The sequence below is a fragment of the Metallibacterium sp. genome, from assembly GCF_054637675.1.
In genome coordinates this window covers 16,334-35,170 of record NZ_JBTSRB010000019.1, presented here as the reverse complement: position 1 = coordinate 35,170, position 18,837 = coordinate 16,334, and the positions used below count along the sequence as shown (strand labels likewise).

The 18,837-nt window shown below is 66.1% G+C and carries 20 protein-coding genes, 1 tRNA gene and 1 pseudogene; 19 read left to right on the top strand and 3 right to left on the bottom strand.

The window, feature by feature from the left end; all coding sequences use genetic code 11:
• The first annotated feature begins 3 nt into the window (after positions 1-3).
• The 3 genes from ACYDAT_RS08025 to ACYDAT_RS08015 are packed head-to-tail and all read left to right on the top strand — an operon-like array spanning position 4 to position 2,148.
• Positions 4-639, top strand: coding sequence for a protein-L-isoaspartate(D-aspartate) O-methyltransferase (locus ACYDAT_RS08025; RefSeq protein ID WP_461449475.1), 636 nt, complete (start codon positions 4-6; stop codon positions 637-639).
• Positions 639-1,244 carry a YqaA family protein gene (locus ACYDAT_RS08020; RefSeq protein ID WP_461438575.1) on the top strand — a complete coding sequence of 202 codons (606 nt, stop codon included), beginning with the start codon at positions 639-641 and terminating at the stop codon, positions 1,242-1,244. Before ACYDAT_RS08025 ends, ACYDAT_RS08020 begins: the two co-directional genes overlap by 1 nt.
• A 7-nt stretch (positions 1,245-1,251) precedes the next feature.
• Positions 1,252-2,148, top strand: a complete 897-nt coding sequence (locus tag ACYDAT_RS08015) for a peptidoglycan DD-metalloendopeptidase family protein (protein WP_461449457.1) — start codon at positions 1,252-1,254, stop codon at positions 2,146-2,148.
• 16 nt (positions 2,149-2,164) lie between these two features.
• On the opposite strand, the gene ACYDAT_RS08010 is transcribed toward ACYDAT_RS08015, so the two are convergent.
• Both ACYDAT_RS08010 and ACYDAT_RS08005 read right to left on the bottom strand, forming a co-directional pair.
• Positions 2,165-2,539 carry an Mth938-like domain-containing protein gene (locus tag ACYDAT_RS08010; protein ID WP_461438573.1) on the bottom strand — a complete coding sequence of 125 codons (375 nt, stop codon included), beginning with the start codon at positions 2,537-2,539 and terminating at the stop codon, positions 2,165-2,167.
• Positions 2,539-2,835, bottom strand: coding sequence for a YhbY family RNA-binding protein (locus tag ACYDAT_RS08005; RefSeq protein WP_461438572.1), 297 nt, complete (start codon positions 2,833-2,835; stop codon positions 2,539-2,541). The genes ACYDAT_RS08010 and ACYDAT_RS08005 overlap by 1 nt, the downstream gene beginning before the upstream one ends.
• A gap of 23 nt (positions 2,836-2,858) precedes the next feature.
• On the opposite strand from ACYDAT_RS08005, the gene ACYDAT_RS08000 reads away from it, so the two are divergent.
• From ACYDAT_RS08000 to ACYDAT_RS07975, 6 genes and pseudogenes are all read left to right on the top strand, one after another.
• On the top strand, positions 2,859-3,566 hold the full coding sequence (locus ACYDAT_RS08000) for an RlmE family RNA methyltransferase (protein ID WP_461449455.1): 708 nt from the start codon (positions 2,859-2,861) through the stop codon (positions 3,564-3,566).
• The gene (ftsH, locus tag ACYDAT_RS07995; RefSeq protein WP_461438571.1) at positions 3,563-5,509 is read left to right on the top strand and encodes an ATP-dependent zinc metalloprotease FtsH; all 1,947 of its coding nucleotides are present in this window, start codon (positions 3,563-3,565) and stop codon (positions 5,507-5,509) included. Before ACYDAT_RS08000 ends, ftsH begins: the two co-directional genes overlap by 4 nt.
• Positions 5,510-5,687: 178 nt before the next feature.
• Positions 5,688-6,593: a dihydropteroate synthase gene (gene folP / locus ACYDAT_RS07990; RefSeq protein ID WP_461449473.1), complete on the top strand. Its 906-nt coding sequence runs from the start codon at positions 5,688-5,690 to the stop codon at positions 6,591-6,593.
• A gap of 40 nt (positions 6,594-6,633) precedes the next feature.
• Positions 6,634-8,046, top strand: coding sequence for a phosphoglucosamine mutase (glmM, locus tag ACYDAT_RS07985; protein ID WP_461438570.1), 1,413 nt, complete (start codon positions 6,634-6,636; stop codon positions 8,044-8,046).
• Between the two features lie 122 nt (positions 8,047-8,168).
• Positions 8,169-8,408, top strand: a pseudogene (locus ACYDAT_RS07980) (isopenicillin N synthase family oxygenase); the annotation flags it as partial.
• Between the two features lie 28 nt (positions 8,409-8,436).
• On the top strand, positions 8,437-9,135 hold the full coding sequence (locus ACYDAT_RS07975; protein WP_461449453.1) for a VIT1/CCC1 transporter family protein: 699 nt from the start codon (positions 8,437-8,439) through the stop codon (positions 9,133-9,135).
• A 17-nt stretch (positions 9,136-9,152) separates the two neighbouring features.
• Here ACYDAT_RS07975 and ACYDAT_RS07970 read toward each other — a convergent pair whose 3' ends face one another.
• The gene (locus ACYDAT_RS07970; protein WP_461449451.1) at positions 9,153-9,995 is read right to left on the bottom strand and encodes an SDR family NAD(P)-dependent oxidoreductase; all 843 of its coding nucleotides are present in this window, start codon (positions 9,993-9,995) and stop codon (positions 9,153-9,155) included.
• Positions 9,996-10,099: 104 nt separating this feature from the next.
• Between ACYDAT_RS07970 and tpiA the strand changes: the two genes are divergently transcribed.
• The 10 genes from tpiA (at position 10,100) to nuoG (ending at position 18,837) form a co-directional block, all read left to right on the top strand.
• Positions 10,100-10,837, top strand: a complete 738-nt coding sequence (tpiA, locus tag ACYDAT_RS07965) for a triose-phosphate isomerase (RefSeq protein WP_461449449.1) — start codon at positions 10,100-10,102, stop codon at positions 10,835-10,837.
• A gap of 24 nt (positions 10,838-10,861) precedes the next feature.
• On the top strand, positions 10,862-11,272 hold the full coding sequence (secG, locus tag ACYDAT_RS07960) for a preprotein translocase subunit SecG (RefSeq protein WP_461438566.1): 411 nt from the start codon (positions 10,862-10,864) through the stop codon (positions 11,270-11,272).
• 26 nt (positions 11,273-11,298) lie between these two features.
• A tRNA-Leu gene (locus tag ACYDAT_RS07955) sits at positions 11,299-11,383 on the top strand.
• Positions 11,384-11,485: 102 nt separating this feature from the next.
• The gene (ndhC, locus tag ACYDAT_RS07950; protein ID WP_461438565.1) at positions 11,486-11,809 is read left to right on the top strand and encodes an NADH-quinone oxidoreductase subunit A; all 324 of its coding nucleotides are present in this window, start codon (positions 11,486-11,488) and stop codon (positions 11,807-11,809) included.
• Positions 11,800-12,354, top strand: coding sequence for a NuoB/complex I 20 kDa subunit family protein (locus ACYDAT_RS07945; protein ID WP_461438564.1), 555 nt, complete (start codon positions 11,800-11,802; stop codon positions 12,352-12,354). The genes ndhC and ACYDAT_RS07945 overlap by 10 nt, the downstream gene beginning before the upstream one ends.
• 10 nt (positions 12,355-12,364) lie before the next feature.
• Positions 12,365-13,096 carry an NADH-quinone oxidoreductase subunit C gene (locus ACYDAT_RS07940; RefSeq protein WP_461449447.1) on the top strand — a complete coding sequence of 244 codons (732 nt, stop codon included), beginning with the start codon at positions 12,365-12,367 and terminating at the stop codon, positions 13,094-13,096.
• A gap of 7 nt (positions 13,097-13,103) precedes the next feature.
• Positions 13,104-14,357 carry an NADH-quinone oxidoreductase subunit D gene (locus ACYDAT_RS07935; RefSeq protein WP_461449445.1) on the top strand — a complete coding sequence of 418 codons (1,254 nt, stop codon included), beginning with the start codon at positions 13,104-13,106 and terminating at the stop codon, positions 14,355-14,357.
• Between the two features lie 14 nt (positions 14,358-14,371).
• Positions 14,372-14,899 carry an NADH-quinone oxidoreductase subunit NuoE gene (nuoE, locus tag ACYDAT_RS07930; RefSeq protein WP_461449443.1) on the top strand — a complete coding sequence of 176 codons (528 nt, stop codon included), beginning with the start codon at positions 14,372-14,374 and terminating at the stop codon, positions 14,897-14,899.
• A gap of 154 nt (positions 14,900-15,053) precedes the next feature.
• Complete coding sequence (gene nuoF / locus ACYDAT_RS07925; RefSeq protein WP_461439853.1) at positions 15,054-16,364, top strand: NADH-quinone oxidoreductase subunit NuoF; 1,311 nt, start codon at positions 15,054-15,056, stop codon at positions 16,362-16,364.
• 118 nt (positions 16,365-16,482) lie between these two features.
• The gene (gene nuoG, locus ACYDAT_RS07920; RefSeq protein WP_461449441.1) at positions 16,483-18,837 is read left to right on the top strand and encodes an NADH-quinone oxidoreductase subunit NuoG; all 2,355 of its coding nucleotides are present in this window, start codon (positions 16,483-16,485) and stop codon (positions 18,835-18,837) included.

Here is an 18,837-nt window from a genome sequence, read left to right as displayed (position 1 = left end):
GGCATGACCTCGCAGCGCGCGCGCGATCGCTTGGTGGCGCTGCTGCGCGCGGAGGGCATCCAGAGCCCGCGCGTGCTGGAGGTGATGCGCACGCTGCCGCGACACGTGTTCATCGATGAGGCGCTGGCGGCGCGCGCCTACGAGAACACCGCGCTGCCGATCGGTTTCAGCCAGACCATCTCGCAACCGTGGGTGGTGGCGCGCATGACCGAGGCGCTGCTCGAGTTCGGCACGCCGGCCAGGGTGCTGGAAATCGGCACCGGCTCGGGCTACCAGGCGGCGGTGCTGGCGCGGCTGGTGCCCGGTGTCTACACGGTCGAGCGTATCGACGAACTGTTGCGCCAGGCGCGGCGCCGTTTTCGCGCGCTCAAGTTCGACAACATCCGCAGTCGTCACGACGACGGCATGCTGGGCTGGCCGGCCGAAGCGCCGTTCGACGCGATCATCCTTACCGCCGCTGGCGAGGTCGTGCCGCAGGAACTGCTCGCGCAATTGGCGCCCGGCGGCATGGTGCTGGGTCCGTTCGGGCCAGCCGACCGGCAGCACCTGCTGCGTTTTCGGCGCGATGCCGCCGGCGCGCTGCGGCAGGAGGATCTTGGCGAGGTCAGCTTCGTGCCGCTGCTGGCGGGCACGCGTTGATGCGCCTGTTCGGTGCGATCTACCAGCGCGTGCTGGGTTGGTCGCGCCATCGGCACGCCGAACGCTATCTAGGTGGTTTGAGTCTGGTCGAGGCGTTCGCGATTCCGGTGGCGCCCGAGCTGATGCTGGCGCCGATGTGTCTGGCGCAGCCGCGGCGCGCGTATCGCTATGCCAGCATCAGCCTGCTGTGTTCCCTGATCGGCTCGCTGATCGGCTACGCACTGGGTCATTACGCCTTCGATGCCTTGCAACCGTGGCTGCTGAAGCTGGGCTGGATGGGGCCGATCGAGCGTCTCGTCGCGGAGCTGCGCGTGGACGTGGCCGAGCATCCATGGACCGCGTTCTGGCTGCTGGTGCTGGCCGGATTCACGCCAGTGCCACTGAAGCTGTTCACCTGGGCTTCGGGTATTGTCGGGGTGCCGCTGCTGGCGTTTTTCGCCAGCATGGCGGTGGGGCGCGGCAAGCGCGTGTATCTTCTGGCCTGCATGTTGCGCTGGCTGGGACCGCGCGCCGAACTGTTTCTGGCGCGCTGGGTCGAATGGTTGGGCTGGGGTGCCGTCGGCGCGCTGGTGCTGCTGGGTTTGTGGTGGTTTGGATTCACTTGAGGTTCGCATGCGTTCGTGCCCGCGCTCCTGCCTGTTGCTGATCGTCGCGCTCGCGGTGCTGCTGCTGACGGCTTGCTCCACCGAGCCGCGTGTGGTGGCGGTGCGGCGTTTTTCACCTTACGGCACGCCGGCGTCGCGCGTGACCGAGCGCCCCGGCTACTACCGCGTGGTCGCCGGCGATACGCTGTACAGCATCGCTTTCCGCCACCAGATGGATTACCGCGAGCTGGCGCGCATCAACGGCATCGGCCCGCCCTACACGATTTATCCGGGGCAGGAGTTGCGCCTGCATGGCGCGCCTGTGACGCTGGCGCAGACGGCTCCCGGTCGCGCTCCGGGGCCGGCGCCGATCACGCCATCGCCGGCTGCGGCGACACCCGCGGTGGTTGCGGCGCCCGGCGCGGTTGCTGCAGTGGCGGCACCTGTCAGCAGCAGCGTGACGCCCGCGAATACCGTCGCCACCAGTAGTGTTTCGGCGCCGGCCCGCGCGAATACCGCGGTGATCAGCGGTGGGCCGACGCGCAGCGTCGATGGCATCGTCTGGCGCTGGCCGGTGCATGGTCCGGTGCTGGCCGGCTTCGAAGCCGATGAGCCGGGCCGGCAGGGTCTGGATATCGGCGGGCGCATGGGACAGCCGGTGTACGCGGCGGCGTCCGGCGTGGTGGTGTACAGCGGCAGCGGCCTGGTCGGCTATGGCGAGTTGATCATCATCAAGCACAGCGACAGTTATCTGTCAGCCTACGGCCACAACAGCGTGCGCTTGGTGAAGGAAGGCGAGAACGTCGTCGCCGGACAGGAGATTGCCGAAATGGGCAATAGCGGTGCACCGCGCGTCGAGCTGCACTTCGAGATCCGCAAGGACGGCAAGCCGCTGAACCCACTGGACTTTCTGCCCAAACGTTGAATCAGCGCGTTGCGCTTCAGCCGGGCAGGATGAATGCCGCGACCACGCGCCGTCCCTCGTCGGACAGCACCGTGTAGGTGCGCGCGCAGGCGGCGTTGTGCATCACCTCGCAGCCGATGCCCCGTCGCAGCAGCGCGGCCAGCGTGGCCGGCGGCGGAAACTGCTGCTGCACACCGGTGCCCAGCAGCACGATCTCGGGCTGCAGCGCCAGCACGGCATCCCAGTGCTCGGGCTGCAACGCGGCGGCGGCGCGTACCGGCCAGTGCTCCATGGCCTGCTCGCGGCACAACAGAAAACTCTGCCGCAGTTCACGATCGACCACGGTGATGCTGTCGGCGCCGACGTGACGAACGTACAGCCAATGCCCGGGGCGCTGCAGCGAGAGTTCCATCAGCGTGGCAGAGCGAGTTTCGGGGCTTCCGCGTTGCGCCGGAACACGCTGGCGATGTGGCCAATGCGCTGCACCAGATCGGCGCCACTGCCGGCGAGCAGGGCGTCAAGCTGTTCCGCGCGCGCGCTGCGATCCACGCCAGCTAGGCGCACCTTGACCAGTTCGTGGTGATCCAGTGCCGTGTCGAGTTCGCGCAGCAGCGCCGGGGTCACACCGCGCCCGCCGAGTTGCAGCACCGGCTTCAGCGGGTGTGCCATGCCGCGCAGGTAGCGAACTTGAGAAGGAGTCAGGGCCATGTGCGTCGATCTGCTGCGGTCGAATGTGGCCGCGGAAGGTATCATGTACAGCCGCGTCGATGGTTCGTGTTCGTGTGAACCGCAACAAAAGCAGTACGCGCTGGTTGCGCGAACATTTTGCAGATCCCTACGTCAAAAAAGCGCAGGCGGCGGGCCTGCGTTCGCGTGCGGCATACAAACTGACCGAATTGATCGAGCGCGATCGACTGCTGCGGCCGTGCATGAACATTGTCGATCTGGGCGCGGCCCCAGGTGGCTGGACGCAGGTGTTGCGCGAGCACCAGGCCGGACAACGCGGCGCAGGTGGGCGCCTGGTCGCGCTGGATATCCTGCCCATGCAGGGCATCGCCGGCGTGGATTTTCTGCAGGGCGATTTCCGCGCGCCGGAGGTTCAGGCCCGCCTGGAAACACTGTTGCAGGGCGAGAAGCTTGATCTTGTGCTTTCCGACATGGCCCCCAACATGAGTGGCGTGGTTGTTACCGATCAGGCGCGCGCCATGGAGTTGGCTGAACTGGCCTCCGGGTTTGCGCGGCAATGGCTGAAACCTGAAGGCGCGCTGCTGGTGAAGTTGTTCCAAGGTATCGGATTTGATGATTTCGTACGTGACTTGCGCGGCGGCTTTCAGCGCGTGAGTATGCGGAAACCCAAGGCTTCGCGCGCACGTTCGCGCGAGGTGTATGCGCTGGCAACGGGCCTGAAGCCCGGAGCGCGGACGGAGCGGAAAAAATGAACGACATGGCCAAGAATCTGGTGTTGTGGCTGGTGATCGCGGTGGTTTTGCTGGCCGTGTTCCAGAGTTTCGCGCCATCCGATCACGGCAGCCAGGCGATGAGCTATACCAACTTCGTGCAGCAGGTCGACAACAACAACGTCGGCGCGGTGACGATCAGCGCCAGCAACCCGCCCAACATCACCGGCAAGTTGCGCGACGGCAGCGCGCTGCGCACCGTGGCGCCGTTCTTTGATGACAGTCTGGTGCCGCGCCTGCTCAAGCACGACGTGCAGGTCACCCAGGCGCCCGCCGATGGCGGCAACATTCTGGTCAAGATACTGATTGACTGGGTGCCGATCCTGCTTATTTTCGGTGTGTTGTTCTGGTTCATGCGTCAGATGCAGTCCGGCGGTGGTGGTCGCGGCGCCATGTCGTTCGGGCGTTCGCGCGCCAAGCTGCAGGGTGAGGATCAGGTCAAGGTGACCTTCGCCGATGTCGCCGGCTGCGAAGAGGCCAAGGACGATGTGCGCGAGCTGGTTGATTTCCTCAAGGACCCGGCCAAGTTCCAGAAGCTGGGCGGGCGCATTCCGCGTGGCGTGCTGCTGGCGGGCTCGCCGGGTACCGGCAAGACGTTGCTGGCCAAGGCCATTGCCGGCGAGGCCAAGGTGCCCTTCTTCTCGATCTCGGGCTCGGATTTCGTCGAGATGTTCGTCGGCGTCGGCGCCGCGCGCGTGCGCGACATGTTCGAGCAGGCCAAGAAGCACGCGCCGTGCATCATCTTCATCGACGAGATCGACGCGGTCGGCCGCCATCGTGGCGCCGGTTTGGGCGGCGGTCACGACGAACGCGAGCAGACGCTCAATCAGTTGCTGGTCGAGATGGACGGCTTCGAGGGCAGCGAAGGCGTCATTGTCATCGCCGCCACCAACCGCCCCGACGTGCTTGATCCTGCGCTGCTGCGCCCGGGTCGCTTCGATCGGCAGGTGTTCGTGAACCTGCCCGATTTGCGTGGCCGCGAGCAGATCCTCAAGGTGCACATGCGCAAGGTGCCGGTGGGCAGCGACGTCGATGCCATGATCATCGCGCGCGGCACGCCTGGGTTCACCGGCGCCGACCTGGCCAATCTGGTCAACGAGGCCGCGCTGTTCGCCGCGCGCGAGAACTCGCGCGAAGTGCGCATGGACCACTTCGAGCGCGCCAAGGACAAGATCATGATGGGCGCCGAGCGGCGCTCGATGATCATGACCGAGGATGAAAAGCGCCTCACTGCGTATCACGAGTCCGGGCACGCCATCGTCGGCCTCAACGTGCCTGACCACGACCCCGTGCACAAGGTCACCATCATCCCGCGCGGGCGTGCGCTGGGCGTGACCATGTTCCTGCCCGAGGCCGATCGCTACAGCCACAGCCGCACGCATTTGCAGAGTCGGCTGGCCAGCCTGTTTGGCGGGCGCGTGGCCGAGGAACTGATCTTCGGTGCCGACAAGGTCACCACCGGCGCCAGCAATGACATCCAGCGCGCCACGCAACTGGCGCGCGACATGGCTACCAAGTACGGCCTCAGCGAGGAACTGGGTCCGATGACTTATGGCGAGGACGAGGACGAGGTGTTCCTTGGGCGCTCGGTCACCCAGCACAAGACCGTATCCGAGGCTACCGCGCGGCGCATCGACGAGGTGGTGCGCACCACCATCGACGCCGGCTACAGCCGTGCGCGCCAGATCCTCACCGACAACATTGGCATCCTGCACGCCATGGCTGCGGCGCTGATGCAGTACGAAACCATCGACCGCGAGCAGATCGCGGCGATCATGGCCGGGCGCGAGCCGGGTCCGCCCAGCGATTGGCGTGCACATGATGATGTTGCCGGCAGTAGCGGTGTCAGTGCTGGTGGCAGTGCGGCCGGCAGCAGCAACGCCCAGCCCAGTGATGGCGTCGCTCGGCCCGCGCCGCAAGCCTGAGCGCACTTGTCGCAACGTCACGAAAAGGCCAGAGTTCGCTCTGGTCTTTTTCATGGGAGCGGGTGATGTTTCATGCGAACGTTCCGACCGCGAGCGCGCGCGCGCCGCTGAAACCCTGGTGGGCCATCGCTATTGCGCCAGGCGTGGCGAAGTCTCCGCGCAAGCGAAAAGTCTGATGATGTTCGACACGACGCCGCAGCTGGACTGCGCCGGACGCCCGCTGCTGCTGGATCGCGCGCGTATCGCCGGCATCGTCAATGTCACCCCGGATTCGTTTTCGGATGGCGGCCGGCATGCCGATGCGGAAAGCGCCATCGCGCATGGTTTGCGCCTGATCGAGGAAGGCGCCGATCTGTTGGACATCGGTGGCGAATCCACGCGCCCCGGCGCCGCGTTGGTGCCGCTCGCGGATGAACTGCAGCGCGTCGTGCCGGTGATCGCGGGTCTGGCCGCGCGCAGCCGCGTGCCGCTGATGGTGGATACGCGCAAACCCGAGGTGATGCGCGCGGCGGTGGCTGCAGGCGCCGGCTTGATCAACGACGTGTGCGCGCTGCGCGAGCCCGGTGCGCTGGATGTCGTCGCCGAACTCGGTGTACCGGTGTGCCTGATGCACATGCAGGGCGAGCCACGCAGCATGCAGCAGGCGCCGCACTATGCGGACGTGATCGAGGACGTGCATCGCTTTCTGACCGAGCGCCTGTTGTCCTGCGAGCTGGCCGGCATCGCGCGTGGTCGCGTGCTGGTCGATCCTGGCTTCGGCTTTGGCAAGACGCTTGAGCACAATCTGGTCTTGTTGCACGCCTTGCAGCGTTTCCATGGCTTGGGCGCGGGTTTGCTGGTCGGGCTGTCGCGCAAGTCGATGATCGGCGCACTCACCGGACAGCGCGAACCCGCGCAGCGCGTGATCGGCTCGGTCGCCGCCGCGCTGCTGGCGGCGCAACGTGGCGCGCGCATCCTGCGCGTGCATGATGTCGCCGCTACGCGCGAGGCGCTGGCGGTGTGGCAGGCCGTGGAGAATGCTGTTGCGCCCGCGGGTACGCCGCCGCCACGCAGCGCCCGAGCGCGCCGGGACGACGAGGATTGAGCCGTTCGCTGCAGCAGCGCGCGGCGCTATGCTTGCGCGCATGTCCGATTCCCCTCCTGCAACCTCGGCGCTCGCTGCAAGCACGGCCACGCGCCAGTATTTCGGTACCGACGGCATTCGCGGTCGCGTTGGCACGTGGCCGATCAGCGCCGATTTCATGCTGCGTCTCGGCCACGCCGCCGGCACCGTGCTGGGCCGTGGCGCGCGTGGCACGGTGTTGATCGGCAAGGACACGCGCGTGTCCGGCTACATGTTCGAGGCAGCACTCGAGGCCGGGCTGGTGGCGGCCGGTTGCGACGTGCGCCTGCTCGGGCCGCTGCCCACGCCGGCGGTGGCGTGGCTCACGCAAACACTCGGCGCCAGCGCCGGCATCGTGATCAGCGCCTCGCACAATCCTTACGACGACAATGGCGTGAAATTCTTTGGTGCCGACGGCGAGAAGCTCGACGATGCGCTGGAGCTGGCCATCGAGGCTGCCGTCGCGCAGACCTTCGCCACCGTCGATTCACACGCGCTGGGCAAGGCGCGGCGCGTCACCGATGCGGCGCAACGCTACGAGGCATTCTGTCGCGGTACGGTGGCGGCGGATTTCAGCCTGCAGGGATTGCGCATCGTGCTGGACTGCGCGCATGGCGCGACCTACCACGTTGCTCCGCGCGTGTTTCAGGCCTTGGGCGCCGCGCTCACGGTGATCGGCGCCGCGCCGGATGGTTTCAACATCAATGCCGGATTTGGCTCCACGCAGCCGCAGGCCTTGCAGCGCGCGGTACTGGATGCGGGGGCTGACCTCGGCATCGCTTTCGATGGTGACGGCGATCGCGTGCTGATGGTCGATGCCCGGGGCGCGCTGGTCGATGGCGATGACTTGCTGTTCGTTCTCGCGCGCGATCTGGCGGCGCGTGGTCTGCTGCGTGGTGTGGTGGTCGGTACGCTGATGAGCAACGAGGCGCTGGCGCGCGCGATCATCGCGCTGGGCGCGCCGTTCGTGCGCGCCAATGTCGGCGACCGTCACGTGCGCCGCGCGCTGCGCGAGCACGGTGGCGTGCTCGGCGGCGAAGCATCCGGCCACATGCTGTGCCTGGACCGCGCTGGCGCGGGCGATGGCATCGTCACCGCGCTGGCGGTGCTGGAGGCGCTGGCGCGCAGCGGCCAGCCGTTGCACCAGGCTTGCGCCGAGTTGGGCAAGTGGCCACAACGCACCATCAATCTGCGCATCTCCGTCCCCGCTGATGCGCTGCTGGCGGCGCCTGCGGTGCGTGCGGCGCTCGCGGCCACCGAACGCGCGCTGGCCGGGCATGGACGCGTGGTGCTGCGTGCCTCCGGCACCGAGCCGCTGGTGCGCGTGACGGTGGAGGCGCGCGACGCGCAACGGGTCGATCAGCTCGCCACGCAACTTGCCGAAATCGTAAGACTGGCGGCTGGCGGCGCGCCTGGCGCCGAAGCCCTCCCGTGAAGCAGGTTCCCACCCTCGATATCCGTCGTTACGGCAGCGCGCGCGGGCTTTGTCGCCGAGCTCGGCGTGGCTTATCGCGAGTTCGGTTTCTGCTGCATCAGCGGTCACGGCATCGATGCGGCATTCTGCAGCGCCTGAGCAGTCACGTGTATCCATCGACCACGCATCGCGTGGTCAATCCCGCGGGCGAGGGCGCGCGCCAGCCGCGTTGCTCGGTGCCGTTTTTTCCGCATCCCAACCCGGATTTCCTGATCGATGTATTGCCCGACTGCATCAGCGCCGCGCATCCCAGCCGCTATCTGCAGCCGATCACCGCGCACGGTGATCGGCAACAGCGTCTGCACGAAATTCATCTGGTCTGAGCACACCTGATTCCCTGGAGCTTCATGCATGGCCGTCGCGCAGCATCGCGAAAAGCACTTCAACGCATCCGATCGCGTGCGCGATCTGGTCATCGGCATGGCCGATGGCCTCACCGTGCCATTTGCCTTGGCTGCGGGCCTCACTGGCGCGGTCGCGGCCAATCGCCTGATCGTCACCGCCGGCGTGGCCGAGATCGCCGCCGGCGCCATCGCCATGGGGTTGGGCGGCTATCTCGCCGCGCGCGGAGACGCCGAACACTACGCCAACGAACGCCAGCGCGAGCAGCGCGAGGTGCGCGATCTGGCCGAACACGAGGAAGGCGAGGTGGTCGAGATTTTCGAGCGCTACGGCCTTACCCGCGCGGACTGCCAGCCGATCCTCAGCGCTTTTCATCGCGACCACGATGCCTGGGTCGATTTCATGATGCGCTACGAGTTGGGCCTGGAGCAGCCGCATCCCGGGCGCGCGCTACAGAGCGCGCTGACCATCGGCGGTGCCTATGTCGTTGGCGGTCTGGTGCCGTTGCTGCCCTACATGCTCATGACCGGCGTGGGGCGCGCGCTGGCCGTTTCCGTGGTCGCCACGCTGGGCGCGCTGGCGGTTTTCGGTGCGCTCAAAGGACGCTACACCGGTACCGGCGCGCTTCGCGGCGCGCTGCAAACCGTGGTGATCGGCGGACTGGCCTCCGCCGCGGCGTTTCTGGTCGCGCGCTGGATCGGCGCGTAAGCGCAGCGTTTGCGCGATCAACGGTCGCGCTGTGACGGTTGATCCGTTGCGGCGTCATCGCTGACGCGAAACTGATGCGCGCGGCGCGCGATCAGCGCCAGTGCGAGGCGGTCGGGCAGCAGCTTGAACAACGTCTTGATGCCACGGTTGATGCGTCCGGGTATGTACACCAGCGTGCCGCGCTCGACGGCAGCCAAGCCCTCGCGCGCCACGCGCGCGGCGTCCATCCACATCCAGCGCGGCATGCGCGAGACCTGCGCGCGTGCGCCGCTGACGTCGTGGAACTCGGACCAGGTGAAGCCCGGACAGAGCGCGCAGACGTGCACGCCGCAGGCGCAATTTTCCTGGCCCAGAGACTGCGAAAAGTGGATGAGATAGGCCTTGCTGGCGCCGTACAACGTATGCGCGGCGGTTCCGGGAACCAGCCCGGCCAGCGAGGCGACGTTGACGATGCGGCCATGGCCGCGGGCGCGCATGCCGGGCAGCAAGCGGTGCGCCAGCTCGGTGGGTGCGGTCATCATCACCTGGATGAATTCGGCGTGTCGTGGCCAGACGCTGGCATCGAAAGTTCCAGGCACACCGTAGCCGGCGTTGTTGATCAGGATATCGATGCCGATGCCGCGCGCGGCCAATTGCGCGCACAGATTTGCGGGCGCGGCGGGGTCGGCCAGATCGGCAGGCAGGATCACGCAGCGCGTGCCGTGCGCCTGTTCGAGTTCAATCGCAAGAGTTTGCAGGCGCTCGATGCGACGCGCAGTGAGCACCAGCGCGCAGCCTTGCGCCGCGAGGGCACGCGCGAATGCGGCGCCGATGCCCGCTGAGGCGCCGGTGACCAGGACCCAGCGTGGAGAATCGATCATGGATCACCTCGACACGGCGTGATGGAAGGCGCGCATTGTGCGCGTTGCGCGCGCCTCCGCACGCTGGCTATTCTGCCTGCGTGGAACACAGGCCGGGGAAGCTCATGCACCGCAAGCTCGTTGCCGCGAACTGGAAGATGCACGGATCGAACGCGCTGACCGCGACGCTGCTCGGTGCGCTGGACGCGCAACCGCCAGCGTGCGAAGTGGCGGTGTTTCCGCCGTTCCCGTATCTGGCGCGGGCGGTGCATCTGGCGCGTGGCGCAGTCGGTATTGGCGCGCAGGATCTCAGCGCGCACGCGCAGGGCGCCTACACCGGCGAGGTGTCTGGCGCCATGCTGTACGAGATCGGCGCGCGCTGGGTGCTGGTTGGGCATTCGGAGCGCCGCCAGTATCACCACGAGAACGATGCACTGATCGCGGCCAAGCTGCAACGCGCCATGGAGTGCGGACTGACCCCGGTGCTGTGCGTGGGCGAGACGCTGGACGAGCGCGAGCGTGGCATCACCGAAAGCGTGATCGCCACGCAGATGCAGGCGCCGCTGCATCTGCTGGGCGAGCGTTTTGCCGGCGTCGTGATGGCCTATGAACCGGTGTGGGCGATCGGCACCGGGCGCACCGCCAGCGCGGCCCAGGCACAGGCCGTGCACGCTTTCATGCGTAGCCAACTCGCCGCGCGCGATGCTAAACTCTCACGGCTGATCCGGCTGCTTTACGGCGGTAGCGTCAAGGCCGCCAATGCGCCGGAACTGTTCGCCCAACCCGATATCGATGGCGGGTTGGTGGGTGGCGCCTCGCTGCTGGCCGAGGAATTCCTCGCGATCTGCGCGGCGGCACACTGATCCGCTCCGGTTCAAGACATACGCATGTTCACCATCTTCTCCATTCTTTACGTGCTGATCGCCGCAAGCATGATCGTGCTGATCCTGCTGCAGCGCGGTGATGGCGCCAACGCCGGCGCCGGTTTTGGTGGTGGCGCGTCGGGCACCGTGTTCGGCGCGCGCGGCTCGTCCAGTTTTCTGTCGCGCGCCACAGCCGTGCTGGCGGCGCTGTTTTTCGCGGTCAGTCTCGGCATGGCCATTTATCTCAGTCGTGCCGGTACGCCACAAGCCGGCACGCAGCAAGGCTTGGGCGTGATGGCCGGTGCCGCACCTGCCACAGCCACCAAGAAGGCGACGACGCAGCCAGTGCAGAGGGCGGTTCCCGCCGTGCCGACGGCGCCGGTTTCCGCTCCTGCCGCACCTGCGTCGAAGCCGGAAGCCGCAGGCGGCAAGTAACGGCAGAGTTCGATCCACAATCACAGGCCCAGGTGGCGGAATTGGTAGACGCACTACCTTGAGGTGGTAGCGACGCAAGTCGTAGGGGTTCGAGTCCCCTCTTGGGCACCACACTGTCACTCACTGCGCTGCGCCCGACAGGGCCGCATAGCGCCAGATGCGGAGGGCGTTCGAGCCGTGCTACTCGATCAATATTGGCCGATTTTATTGTTCATGGTCGTTGCTGCGGGACTGGGCCTGGCCCTGCTGACCATTGGCCTGCTGGTTGCGCCCAGGAGTCCAGCAGCCGAGAAGCTCGCGCCCTACGAGTGCGGCTTCGAGGCGTTCGAGGACGCGCGCATGAAGTTCGATGTGCGCTACTACCTGCTTGCCATCCTGTTCATCATCTTCGATCTGGAAATCGCCTTCCTGTTTCCATGGGCGGTGGTGTTCGACCGCATCGGTCTGATCGCACTGATCGAAATGGCCTTGTTCATTGGCTTGCTGGTGGTCGGCTTCATCTACATCTGGAAGAAGGGGGCGCTGGAATGGGAATGATCCAGAGCTTCGAGCGGGTGATGCACAACCCGGAGCCGCTGAACCTGGTCGACGACATTCTGCGACCGACGCCGGATAACCCGGTGCTGCAGCGTGGGTTCGCCACCACCAGCATCGACGCGCTGATGAACTGGGCGCGCACCGGTTCGATGTGGCCGATGACATTTGGCTTGGCCTGCTGCGCGGTGGAGATGATGCACGCCGGCGCGGCGCGTCTGGATCTGGATCGCTACGGCGTGGTGTTTCGCCCCAGCCCGCGCCAGTCCGATGTGATGATCGTGGCCGGCACCCTGGTCAACAAAATGGCGCCGGCGCTGCGCAAGGTCTACGACCAGATGCCCGATCCCAAATGGGTGATCTCGATGGGCTCCTGCGCCAACGGCGGCGGCTACTACCACTACTCCTACTCGGTGGTACGCGGTTGTGATCGCATCGTGCCGGTGGACATCTACGTGCCAGGTTGCCCGCCCACGGCCGAAGCGCTGATCCACGGCATTCTGCAATTGCAGCAGAAAATCCGCCGCACCAGCACCATCGCGCGCTGAGGCCCATGGCATGAACGCAACCGTCTCCCTTGCCCAACTTCTGCAAGAACGCTTCGGCGCGCAAGTCCAGTCCTGCATCGAGCGCTTTGGCGAGACCACCATCGAGGTGGCGCCGAGCGATCTGCTGGCGCTGGCGCGCGCGCTGCGCGACGAGGATGTTTTCGGCTTCGAGGAACTGATCGATGTCTGTGGCGTCGATTACCTCGGCTACGGCCAGTCGGAGTGGGAAAACTCCGGGCAGGTTACCGGCACGGGCTATTCGCGTGGCGTCGAGGGTTCCTCCGGTCCGGGGCGCTTCGATTGGGATGGCCGCCCGCGCGAGGTGGACATGCCACGCCGCTTCGCCGCCGTGTTGCATGTGCTCTCGCTGCGCCACAACCGGCGCCTGCGCGTGCGCGTGTTCTGTCCGGAGCAGGGTCTGCCGGCGGTGCCCTCGGTCACCGCGATCTGGCCCGCGGCCAACTGGTTCGAGCGCGAGGCCTTCGATTTGTTCGGCATCGTGTTCGAAGGCCATCCGGACCTGCGCCGCATCCTCACCGATTACGGTTTCGTCGGTCACGCCTTCCGCAAGGATTTTCCGCTGATCGGCAATGTCGAAGTGCGCTACGACCCCGAACAACGACGCGTGATCTACCAGCCGGTCAGCATCGAACCGCGCGTGCTGGTGCCGCGCGTGGTGCGCGAGGACGCGCGCTATGCGCAGGGCGCGGCCGAAACCGCCGATCACTGGCGCCAGAACTGAGCAGCCCATGGAAGAGATCCGCAACTACACGATGAACTTCGGGCCGCAGCATCCCGCCGCGCACGGTGTGCTGCGTCTGATCCTGGAGATGGACGGCGAGGTGGTGATGCGCGCCGACCCGCATATCGGCCTGCTGCACCGGGGCACCGAGAAGCTGGCCGAATCCAAGCCGTTCAACCAGTCGATCGGCTACATGGATCGCCTGGATTACGTGTCGATGATGTGCAACGAGCACGCCTACGTGCGCGCCGTGGAAAAGCTCGTCGGCATCGAGGCGCCGCAGCGCGCGCAGTACATCCGCACGCTGTTCGATGAAATCACCCGCATCCTCAATCATCTGATGTGGATCGGCTCGAACGCGCTGGATCTGGGCGCCATGGCGGTATTTCTGTACGCCTTCCGCGAGCGCGAAGAACTGATGGATTGCTACGAGGGCGTCAGCGGCGCGCGCATGCACGCGACGTATTACCGCCCCGGCGGCGTGTATCGCGATCTGCCCGAGTGCATGCCGAACTACCACGAATCACCGTGGCACAAGGGCGCTGATCTCAAGCGCCTGAACCAGTGGCGGCAGGGCTCGATGCTGGATTTCCTCGATGCCTTCAGCGAGGACTTTCCGCGCAAGGTCGACGAGTACGAGGAGCTGCTCACCAACAACCGCATCTGGAAGCAGCGCACCGTTGGCATCGGCGTGGTCGGCCCCGAGCAGGCGCGCGCTTGGGGCATGAGCGGCCCGATGCTGCGTGGCTCGGGCATCGCCTGGGATCTGCGCAAGAAGCAGCCCTACGCGGCCTATGCCGATGTCGATTTCGACATCCCGGTGGGCGCCAACGGCGACTGCTACGACCGTTATCTGGTGCGCGTGGCCGAAATGCGCCAGTCCAATCGCATCATCCGGCAGTGCGTGGAATGGCTGCGCCGCAATCCCGGCCCGGTGATGCTGGAAAGCCACAAGATCATCCCGCCGCACCGCGCGGACATGAAAGAGGACATGGAAGCGCTGATCCACCACTTCAAGCTGTTCACCGAGGGCTACAGCGTGCCCGAGGGCGAGGTGTACAGCGCGGTGGAAGCGCCCAAGGGCGAATTCGGCGTGTACATGATCTCGGACGGCGCCAACAAGCCATTTCGCGTCAAGCTGCGCGCCCCGGGTTTCGTGCACCTGTCGTCGATGGACGAGATCGTGCGCGGACACATGCTGGCCGACGTGGTGGCGATGATCGGCACCTACGACGTGGTATTCGGCGAAATCGACCGCTGATCTGGAAACGAACGATGCGAGCGACAGGCAATTTCGAGCAGGTCAAGGACGTCGATCCCGAGGTCGTCCTCAGCGCGGATACGCGCCAACACATCGAGCATTGGCTGGCCAGGTTTCCACCGGATCGGCGGCGCTCGGCCACGCTGCAGGGGCTGATGGCGGCGCAGGAGCAGAACGGCGGTCATCTGACCGACCTGCTGATCGCGGCGGTGGCTAAATATCTCGGTATCCCGCCGGTGTGGGCCTACGAGGTCGCCAGCTTTTATTCGATGTTCGCGCTGGAGCCGGTGGGCCGCAACAACGTGGCCGTCTGCACCAATATTTCCTGCTGGCTCAATGGCGCCGAGGACTTGCTGCGCCATTGCGAGCAGAAACTGGGCATCAGGGCCGGCGAGAGCACCCGCGACGGCCGCATCTTCCTCAAGCGCGAGGAAGAGTGCCTGGCCGCCTGCGCCGGCGCGCCGATGATGGTAGTCAACGGTCATTACCACGAGCATCTGGACATCGTGAAGATGGATCAGATTCTCGATGCACTGAAATGAGGGGCGGTTTGCAATACCGCTCCGGCGCAGGGAGATGCCGCCGCGACGAGCATGCAAGTGCCTGTCGCGACAAAGGTGGTGCGGCTTTGCTGCGCCCGTTTGGATGCAAACCGCGGCAGGATGCCCGGTTTTGCAAACTGATCTGAGGTTGCACATGGCAGTCGGTCCCGCCCCGCAGGAACATCAGGTCGTATTCACGACCCTGCATCTCGATACGCCGTGGTCGCTGGAGAGCTACCAGAAAACCGGTGGCTATCAGGCCTGGAAAAAAATCCTGGCCGAGAAAACCGACCCCGCGGCGATCATCGACGAGGTGAAAAAATCGGGTTTGCGTGGTCGTGGCGGCGCGGGTTTCCCGACCGGGCTGAAATGGTCGTTCATGCCCAAGAGCGCCATGCAGAAGTACATCCTGTGCAACTCGGACGAGTCCGAGCCAGGCACGTGCAAGGACCGCGACATCCTGCGCTACAACCCGCACGCGGTGATCGAGGGCATGGCTATCGCCTGCTACGCCACCGGTTCGACGGTGGGCTACAACTACCTGCGCGGCGAGTTTCACCACGAGCCATTCGAACACTTCGAGCAGGCGCTGCGCGATGCCTATGCGGCGGGATTGCTGGGCAAGAACATCCTCGGTTCGGGCGTGGATGTGGACATCCATACCGCGCTCGGCGCCGGCGCCTACATCTGCGGCGAGGAAACCGCGCTGATGGAATCGCTGGAGGGCAAGAAAGGCCAGCCACGCTTCAAGCCGCCGTTCCCGGCCAACTATGGTCTGTTCGGCAAGCCGACCACGATCAACAACACTGAGACTTACGCCTCGGTGCCGGCGATCATGCGCCAGGGCGGCGAGTGGTTTCTCAATCTTGGCAAGCCCAACAACGGCGGACCGAAAGTGTTCTCGGTGTCGGGTCACGTCAACCAGCCGGGCAACTTCGAAGTCCGGCTGGGCACGCCGTTCAAGGATCTGCTGGCCATGGCCGGCGGTGTGCGCGGCGGGCGCAAGCTCAAGGCGGTGATCCCCGGGGGATCGTCCATGCCGGTGCTGCCCGGTGACACGATGCTGGACCTGACCATGGATTACGACGCCATCCAGAAAGCCGGCTCGGGTCTGGGCTCGGGCGCGGTCATCGTCATGGACGAGACCACCTGCATGGTGCGCGCCTGTCAACGCATCAGCCGCTTCTACTACGCCGAATCCTGCGGTCAGTGCACTCCGTGCCGCGAGGGCACCGGCTGGATGTACCGCATGCTCACGCGCATCGTCGAGGGCAAGGGCACGGTGGATGACCTGCATCGCCTCAAGGCGGTCGCCGGCCAGATCGAGGGTCACACCATCTGCGCTTTCGGCGAGGCCGCGGCGTGGCCCGTGCAGGGTTTTCTGCGCCACTACTGGCACGAGTTCGAGTACTACGTCGAGCACGGCCGCTCGCTGGTCGACACCAATCTGGGGGTGGCGGCATGAGTCTCGCCAACGGCGGAGCAGTCCGCAAAGAGCGCCAAGAACGCGAACTGAATTCTTATCCGGTTGGGCTTTGCGGCCTTCGCGTGCTTCGCGGACCCGGGTTTTTTGGAGCATTCCAGTGAGCGCTCAACCCATTGCCGGCAGCGCGCCCGATCACGTCAATATCGAGATCGATGGCCGCGCCCTGCAGGTACCCAAGGGCAGCATGATCATCCATGCCGCGGACAAGGTCGGCATTTCCATTCCGCGTTTTTGCTATCACCGCAAGTTGCCGATCGCTGCCAATTGCCGCCAGTGTCTGGTCGAGGTGGAGATGGGCGGCAAGCCCATCCCCAAGCCGCAGCCGGCTTGCGCCACGCCGGTGGCCGAGGGCATGAAGGTGCACACGCGCTCGGAAAAGGCGCTGCACTGGCAGCGCGATGTGATGGAGTTCCTGCTGATCAACCATCCACTGGACTGCCCGATCTGCGATCAGGGCGGCGAGTGCGAACTGCAGGACGTATCGCTGGGTTACGGGCGCTCGGTATCGCGCTACAACGAGCGCAAGCGCGTGGTCGCCGATGAAAACCTCGGTCCGCTGGTGGCCACCGAGATGACGCGCTGCATCCAGTGCACGCGCTGCGTGCGTTTCATGAGCGAGATCGCCGGCACCTACGAGCTGGGCGGCATGTCGCGCGGCGAGCATCTGGAAATCGGCACTTACATCGGCAAGAGCATCGACAGCGAGTTGTCGGGCAATATCATCGACGTGTGCCCGGTCGGCGCGCTGACCGACAAGGTGTACCGCTTCCAGGCGCGCGCCTGGGAGCTGATCGCGCGCGCCTCCGTCGGCTATCACGACGCGTTGGGCTCCAACCTGTGGCTGCATGCGCGCCGCGGTGAGGTGCTGCGCGCGGTGCCGCGCGACAATGAAGCCATCAACGAATGCTGGCTGTCCGATCGCGACCGTTATAGCCATCAGGGCCTGTACGCCGGGGATCGTGCGCAGCGGCCACTGGTCAAGCGCGACGGCGCGTGGATCGAAACCGATTGGGACGATGCGCTGGACATGGTTACCGAGCGTCTGCGCGCCGTCTCTGGCAGCGACATCGGTGTGCTGGTGCAGCCGGCGACCTCCTGCGAGGAAGGCGCGCTGCTGGCGCGTCTGGCCCAAGGCCTCGGTTGTGCCAACCTCGATCACCGTCTGCGCACGCTGGATTTCGCCGATGCACCGGTGGCGCAGCCCTGGGCGCGCTGCGTGGAAGCGATGCAAAGCGTGGATGCTGCGCTGCTGATCGACTGCGACCTGCGCAGCGAGCTGCCGCTGGTCAACCATCGTCTGCGCGAAGCGGTCAAGCGTGGTGCGAAAGTATTCGCCGTCGCCACACAACGCCACGACACGCATTTTGCGCTAGGCGAGCAATTCATCGCCGCGCCGCGTGCGCTACCGCCTGCATTGGCACAGCTCGCGCGCGCAGTGTCCGAATTGGAAGGCGCACCCGCCGTGCCCGAAGCGTTGCGCGCGTTGCTGGCCGAAGCCAGCGTCAGCGAGCCGATGCGCGCAGCCGCACAGGCGTTGCGCAAAGCCAGCGCGGGCACCGTGTTGCTCGGCTTGCTGGCGCGGCGGCATGCGCAGGCATCGTGGCTGCGCGCGCTGGCGCAGTACATCGCGTTGGCCACCGGTGCGGCGTTCAACGCGGTGCCGGATGGCGCCAACGCGCTGGGTCTGGCGTGCGTCGGCGTGCTGCCGGGGCCGGGCGGCATGGCGCTGGATGCGATGCTGGCGCAACCGCGCAAGCTCTACGTGCTGTATGGCGCCGAGGCGCCCGAGGATTTCGCCGATGGCAGCAAGGCGCTGGCCGCGCTGCGCACCGCCGATCGCGTGATCGCATTCTCGGCTTATGCCAGCGAGCGCCTGCGCGAGCTGGCCGATGTGATCCTGCCGATCGGGCTCACGCCGGAAATCGACGCGACGCTGATCAACCTCGAAGGCACGCCGCAGCCGTTCGCGGCGGGCGCCAAGCTGCCGGGCGAGGCGCGTGCCGGCTGGAAGGCGCTGCGCGCGTTGGGTGGTCTGTTGGGGCTGCCCGGCTTCGAGTTCACCGAACTGGCCGAACTGCGCGCCGAACTGGCGCCGCTGCTGGCGCGGAACGCTGCGCCGGGCGCGGATTTGGCGTCGGCATCTGCAAGCGTTTCCACCGGGACACTGCAGCGCATCGCTGGCGTGCCGATTTATCGCGGCGATGCGGTATTGCGCCGTGCCGTCGCGTTGCAGGAGCACCCGCTGACCCACCCGGCGCAGGCTGCGCTCAATCCCGAGGACGCGCTGGCGCTGGGTGTGCACGGTGGCGCGCAGATCAGTGTCGAGGGCATCAGCTTGCCGGTGGTCATTGATGCCGCCATCGCGCGCGGTGCGGTACGCATCGATGCGACCTATCCAGAAACCGACGCGTTGCCGCCTCACGGCGCCGCGCTGCACATCACGAAGGCTTGA

Excerpts from the sequence above, each read along its gene's own strand:
- ACYDAT_RS07940 (WP_461449447.1), top strand. The coding sequence starts at position 12,365 with ATGAACGCAACCGTCTCCCTTGCCCAACTTCTGCAAGAACGCTTCGGC.
- ACYDAT_RS08015 (WP_461449457.1), top strand. The coding sequence starts at position 1,252 with ATGCGTTCGTGCCCGCGCTCCTGCCTGTTGCTGATCGTCGCGCTCGCG.
- ACYDAT_RS07975 (WP_461449453.1), top strand. The coding sequence starts at position 8,437 with ATGGCCGTCGCGCAGCATCGCGAAAAGCACTTCAACGCATCCGATCGC.
- nuoF (WP_461439853.1), top strand. The coding sequence starts at position 15,054 with ATGGCAGTCGGTCCCGCCCCGCAGGAACATCAGGTCGTATTCACGACC.
- tpiA (WP_461449449.1), top strand. The coding sequence starts at position 10,100 with ATGCACCGCAAGCTCGTTGCCGCGAACTGGAAGATGCACGGATCGAAC.
- ACYDAT_RS07970 (WP_461449451.1), bottom strand. The coding sequence starts at position 9,995 with ATGATCGATTCTCCACGCTGGGTCCTGGTCACCGGCGCCTCAGCGGGC.
- ndhC (WP_461438565.1), top strand. The coding sequence starts at position 11,486 with ATGGTCGTTGCTGCGGGACTGGGCCTGGCCCTGCTGACCATTGGCCTG.
- ACYDAT_RS07935 (WP_461449445.1), top strand. The coding sequence starts at position 13,104 with ATGGAAGAGATCCGCAACTACACGATGAACTTCGGGCCGCAGCATCCC.
- nuoE (WP_461449443.1), top strand. The coding sequence starts at position 14,372 with ATGCGAGCGACAGGCAATTTCGAGCAGGTCAAGGACGTCGATCCCGAG.
- ACYDAT_RS08010 (WP_461438573.1), bottom strand. The coding sequence starts at position 2,539 with ATGGAACTCTCGCTGCAGCGCCCCGGGCATTGGCTGTACGTTCGTCAC.
- ACYDAT_RS08020 (WP_461438575.1), top strand. The coding sequence starts at position 639 with ATGCGCCTGTTCGGTGCGATCTACCAGCGCGTGCTGGGTTGGTCGCGC.
- folP (WP_461449473.1), top strand. The coding sequence starts at position 5,688 with ATGTTCGACACGACGCCGCAGCTGGACTGCGCCGGACGCCCGCTGCTG.
- glmM (WP_461438570.1), top strand. The coding sequence starts at position 6,634 with ATGTCCGATTCCCCTCCTGCAACCTCGGCGCTCGCTGCAAGCACGGCC.
- secG (WP_461438566.1), top strand. The coding sequence starts at position 10,862 with ATGTTCACCATCTTCTCCATTCTTTACGTGCTGATCGCCGCAAGCATG.
- ACYDAT_RS08025 (WP_461449475.1), top strand. The coding sequence starts at position 4 with ATGACCTCGCAGCGCGCGCGCGATCGCTTGGTGGCGCTGCTGCGCGCG.
- ACYDAT_RS08005 (WP_461438572.1), bottom strand. The coding sequence starts at position 2,835 with ATGGCCCTGACTCCTTCTCAAGTTCGCTACCTGCGCGGCATGGCACAC.
- ACYDAT_RS08000 (WP_461449455.1), top strand. The coding sequence starts at position 2,859 with ATGTGGCCGCGGAAGGTATCATGTACAGCCGCGTCGATGGTTCGTGTT.
- ftsH (WP_461438571.1), top strand. The coding sequence starts at position 3,563 with ATGAACGACATGGCCAAGAATCTGGTGTTGTGGCTGGTGATCGCGGTG.
- ACYDAT_RS07945 (WP_461438564.1), top strand. The coding sequence starts at position 11,800 with ATGGGAATGATCCAGAGCTTCGAGCGGGTGATGCACAACCCGGAGCCG.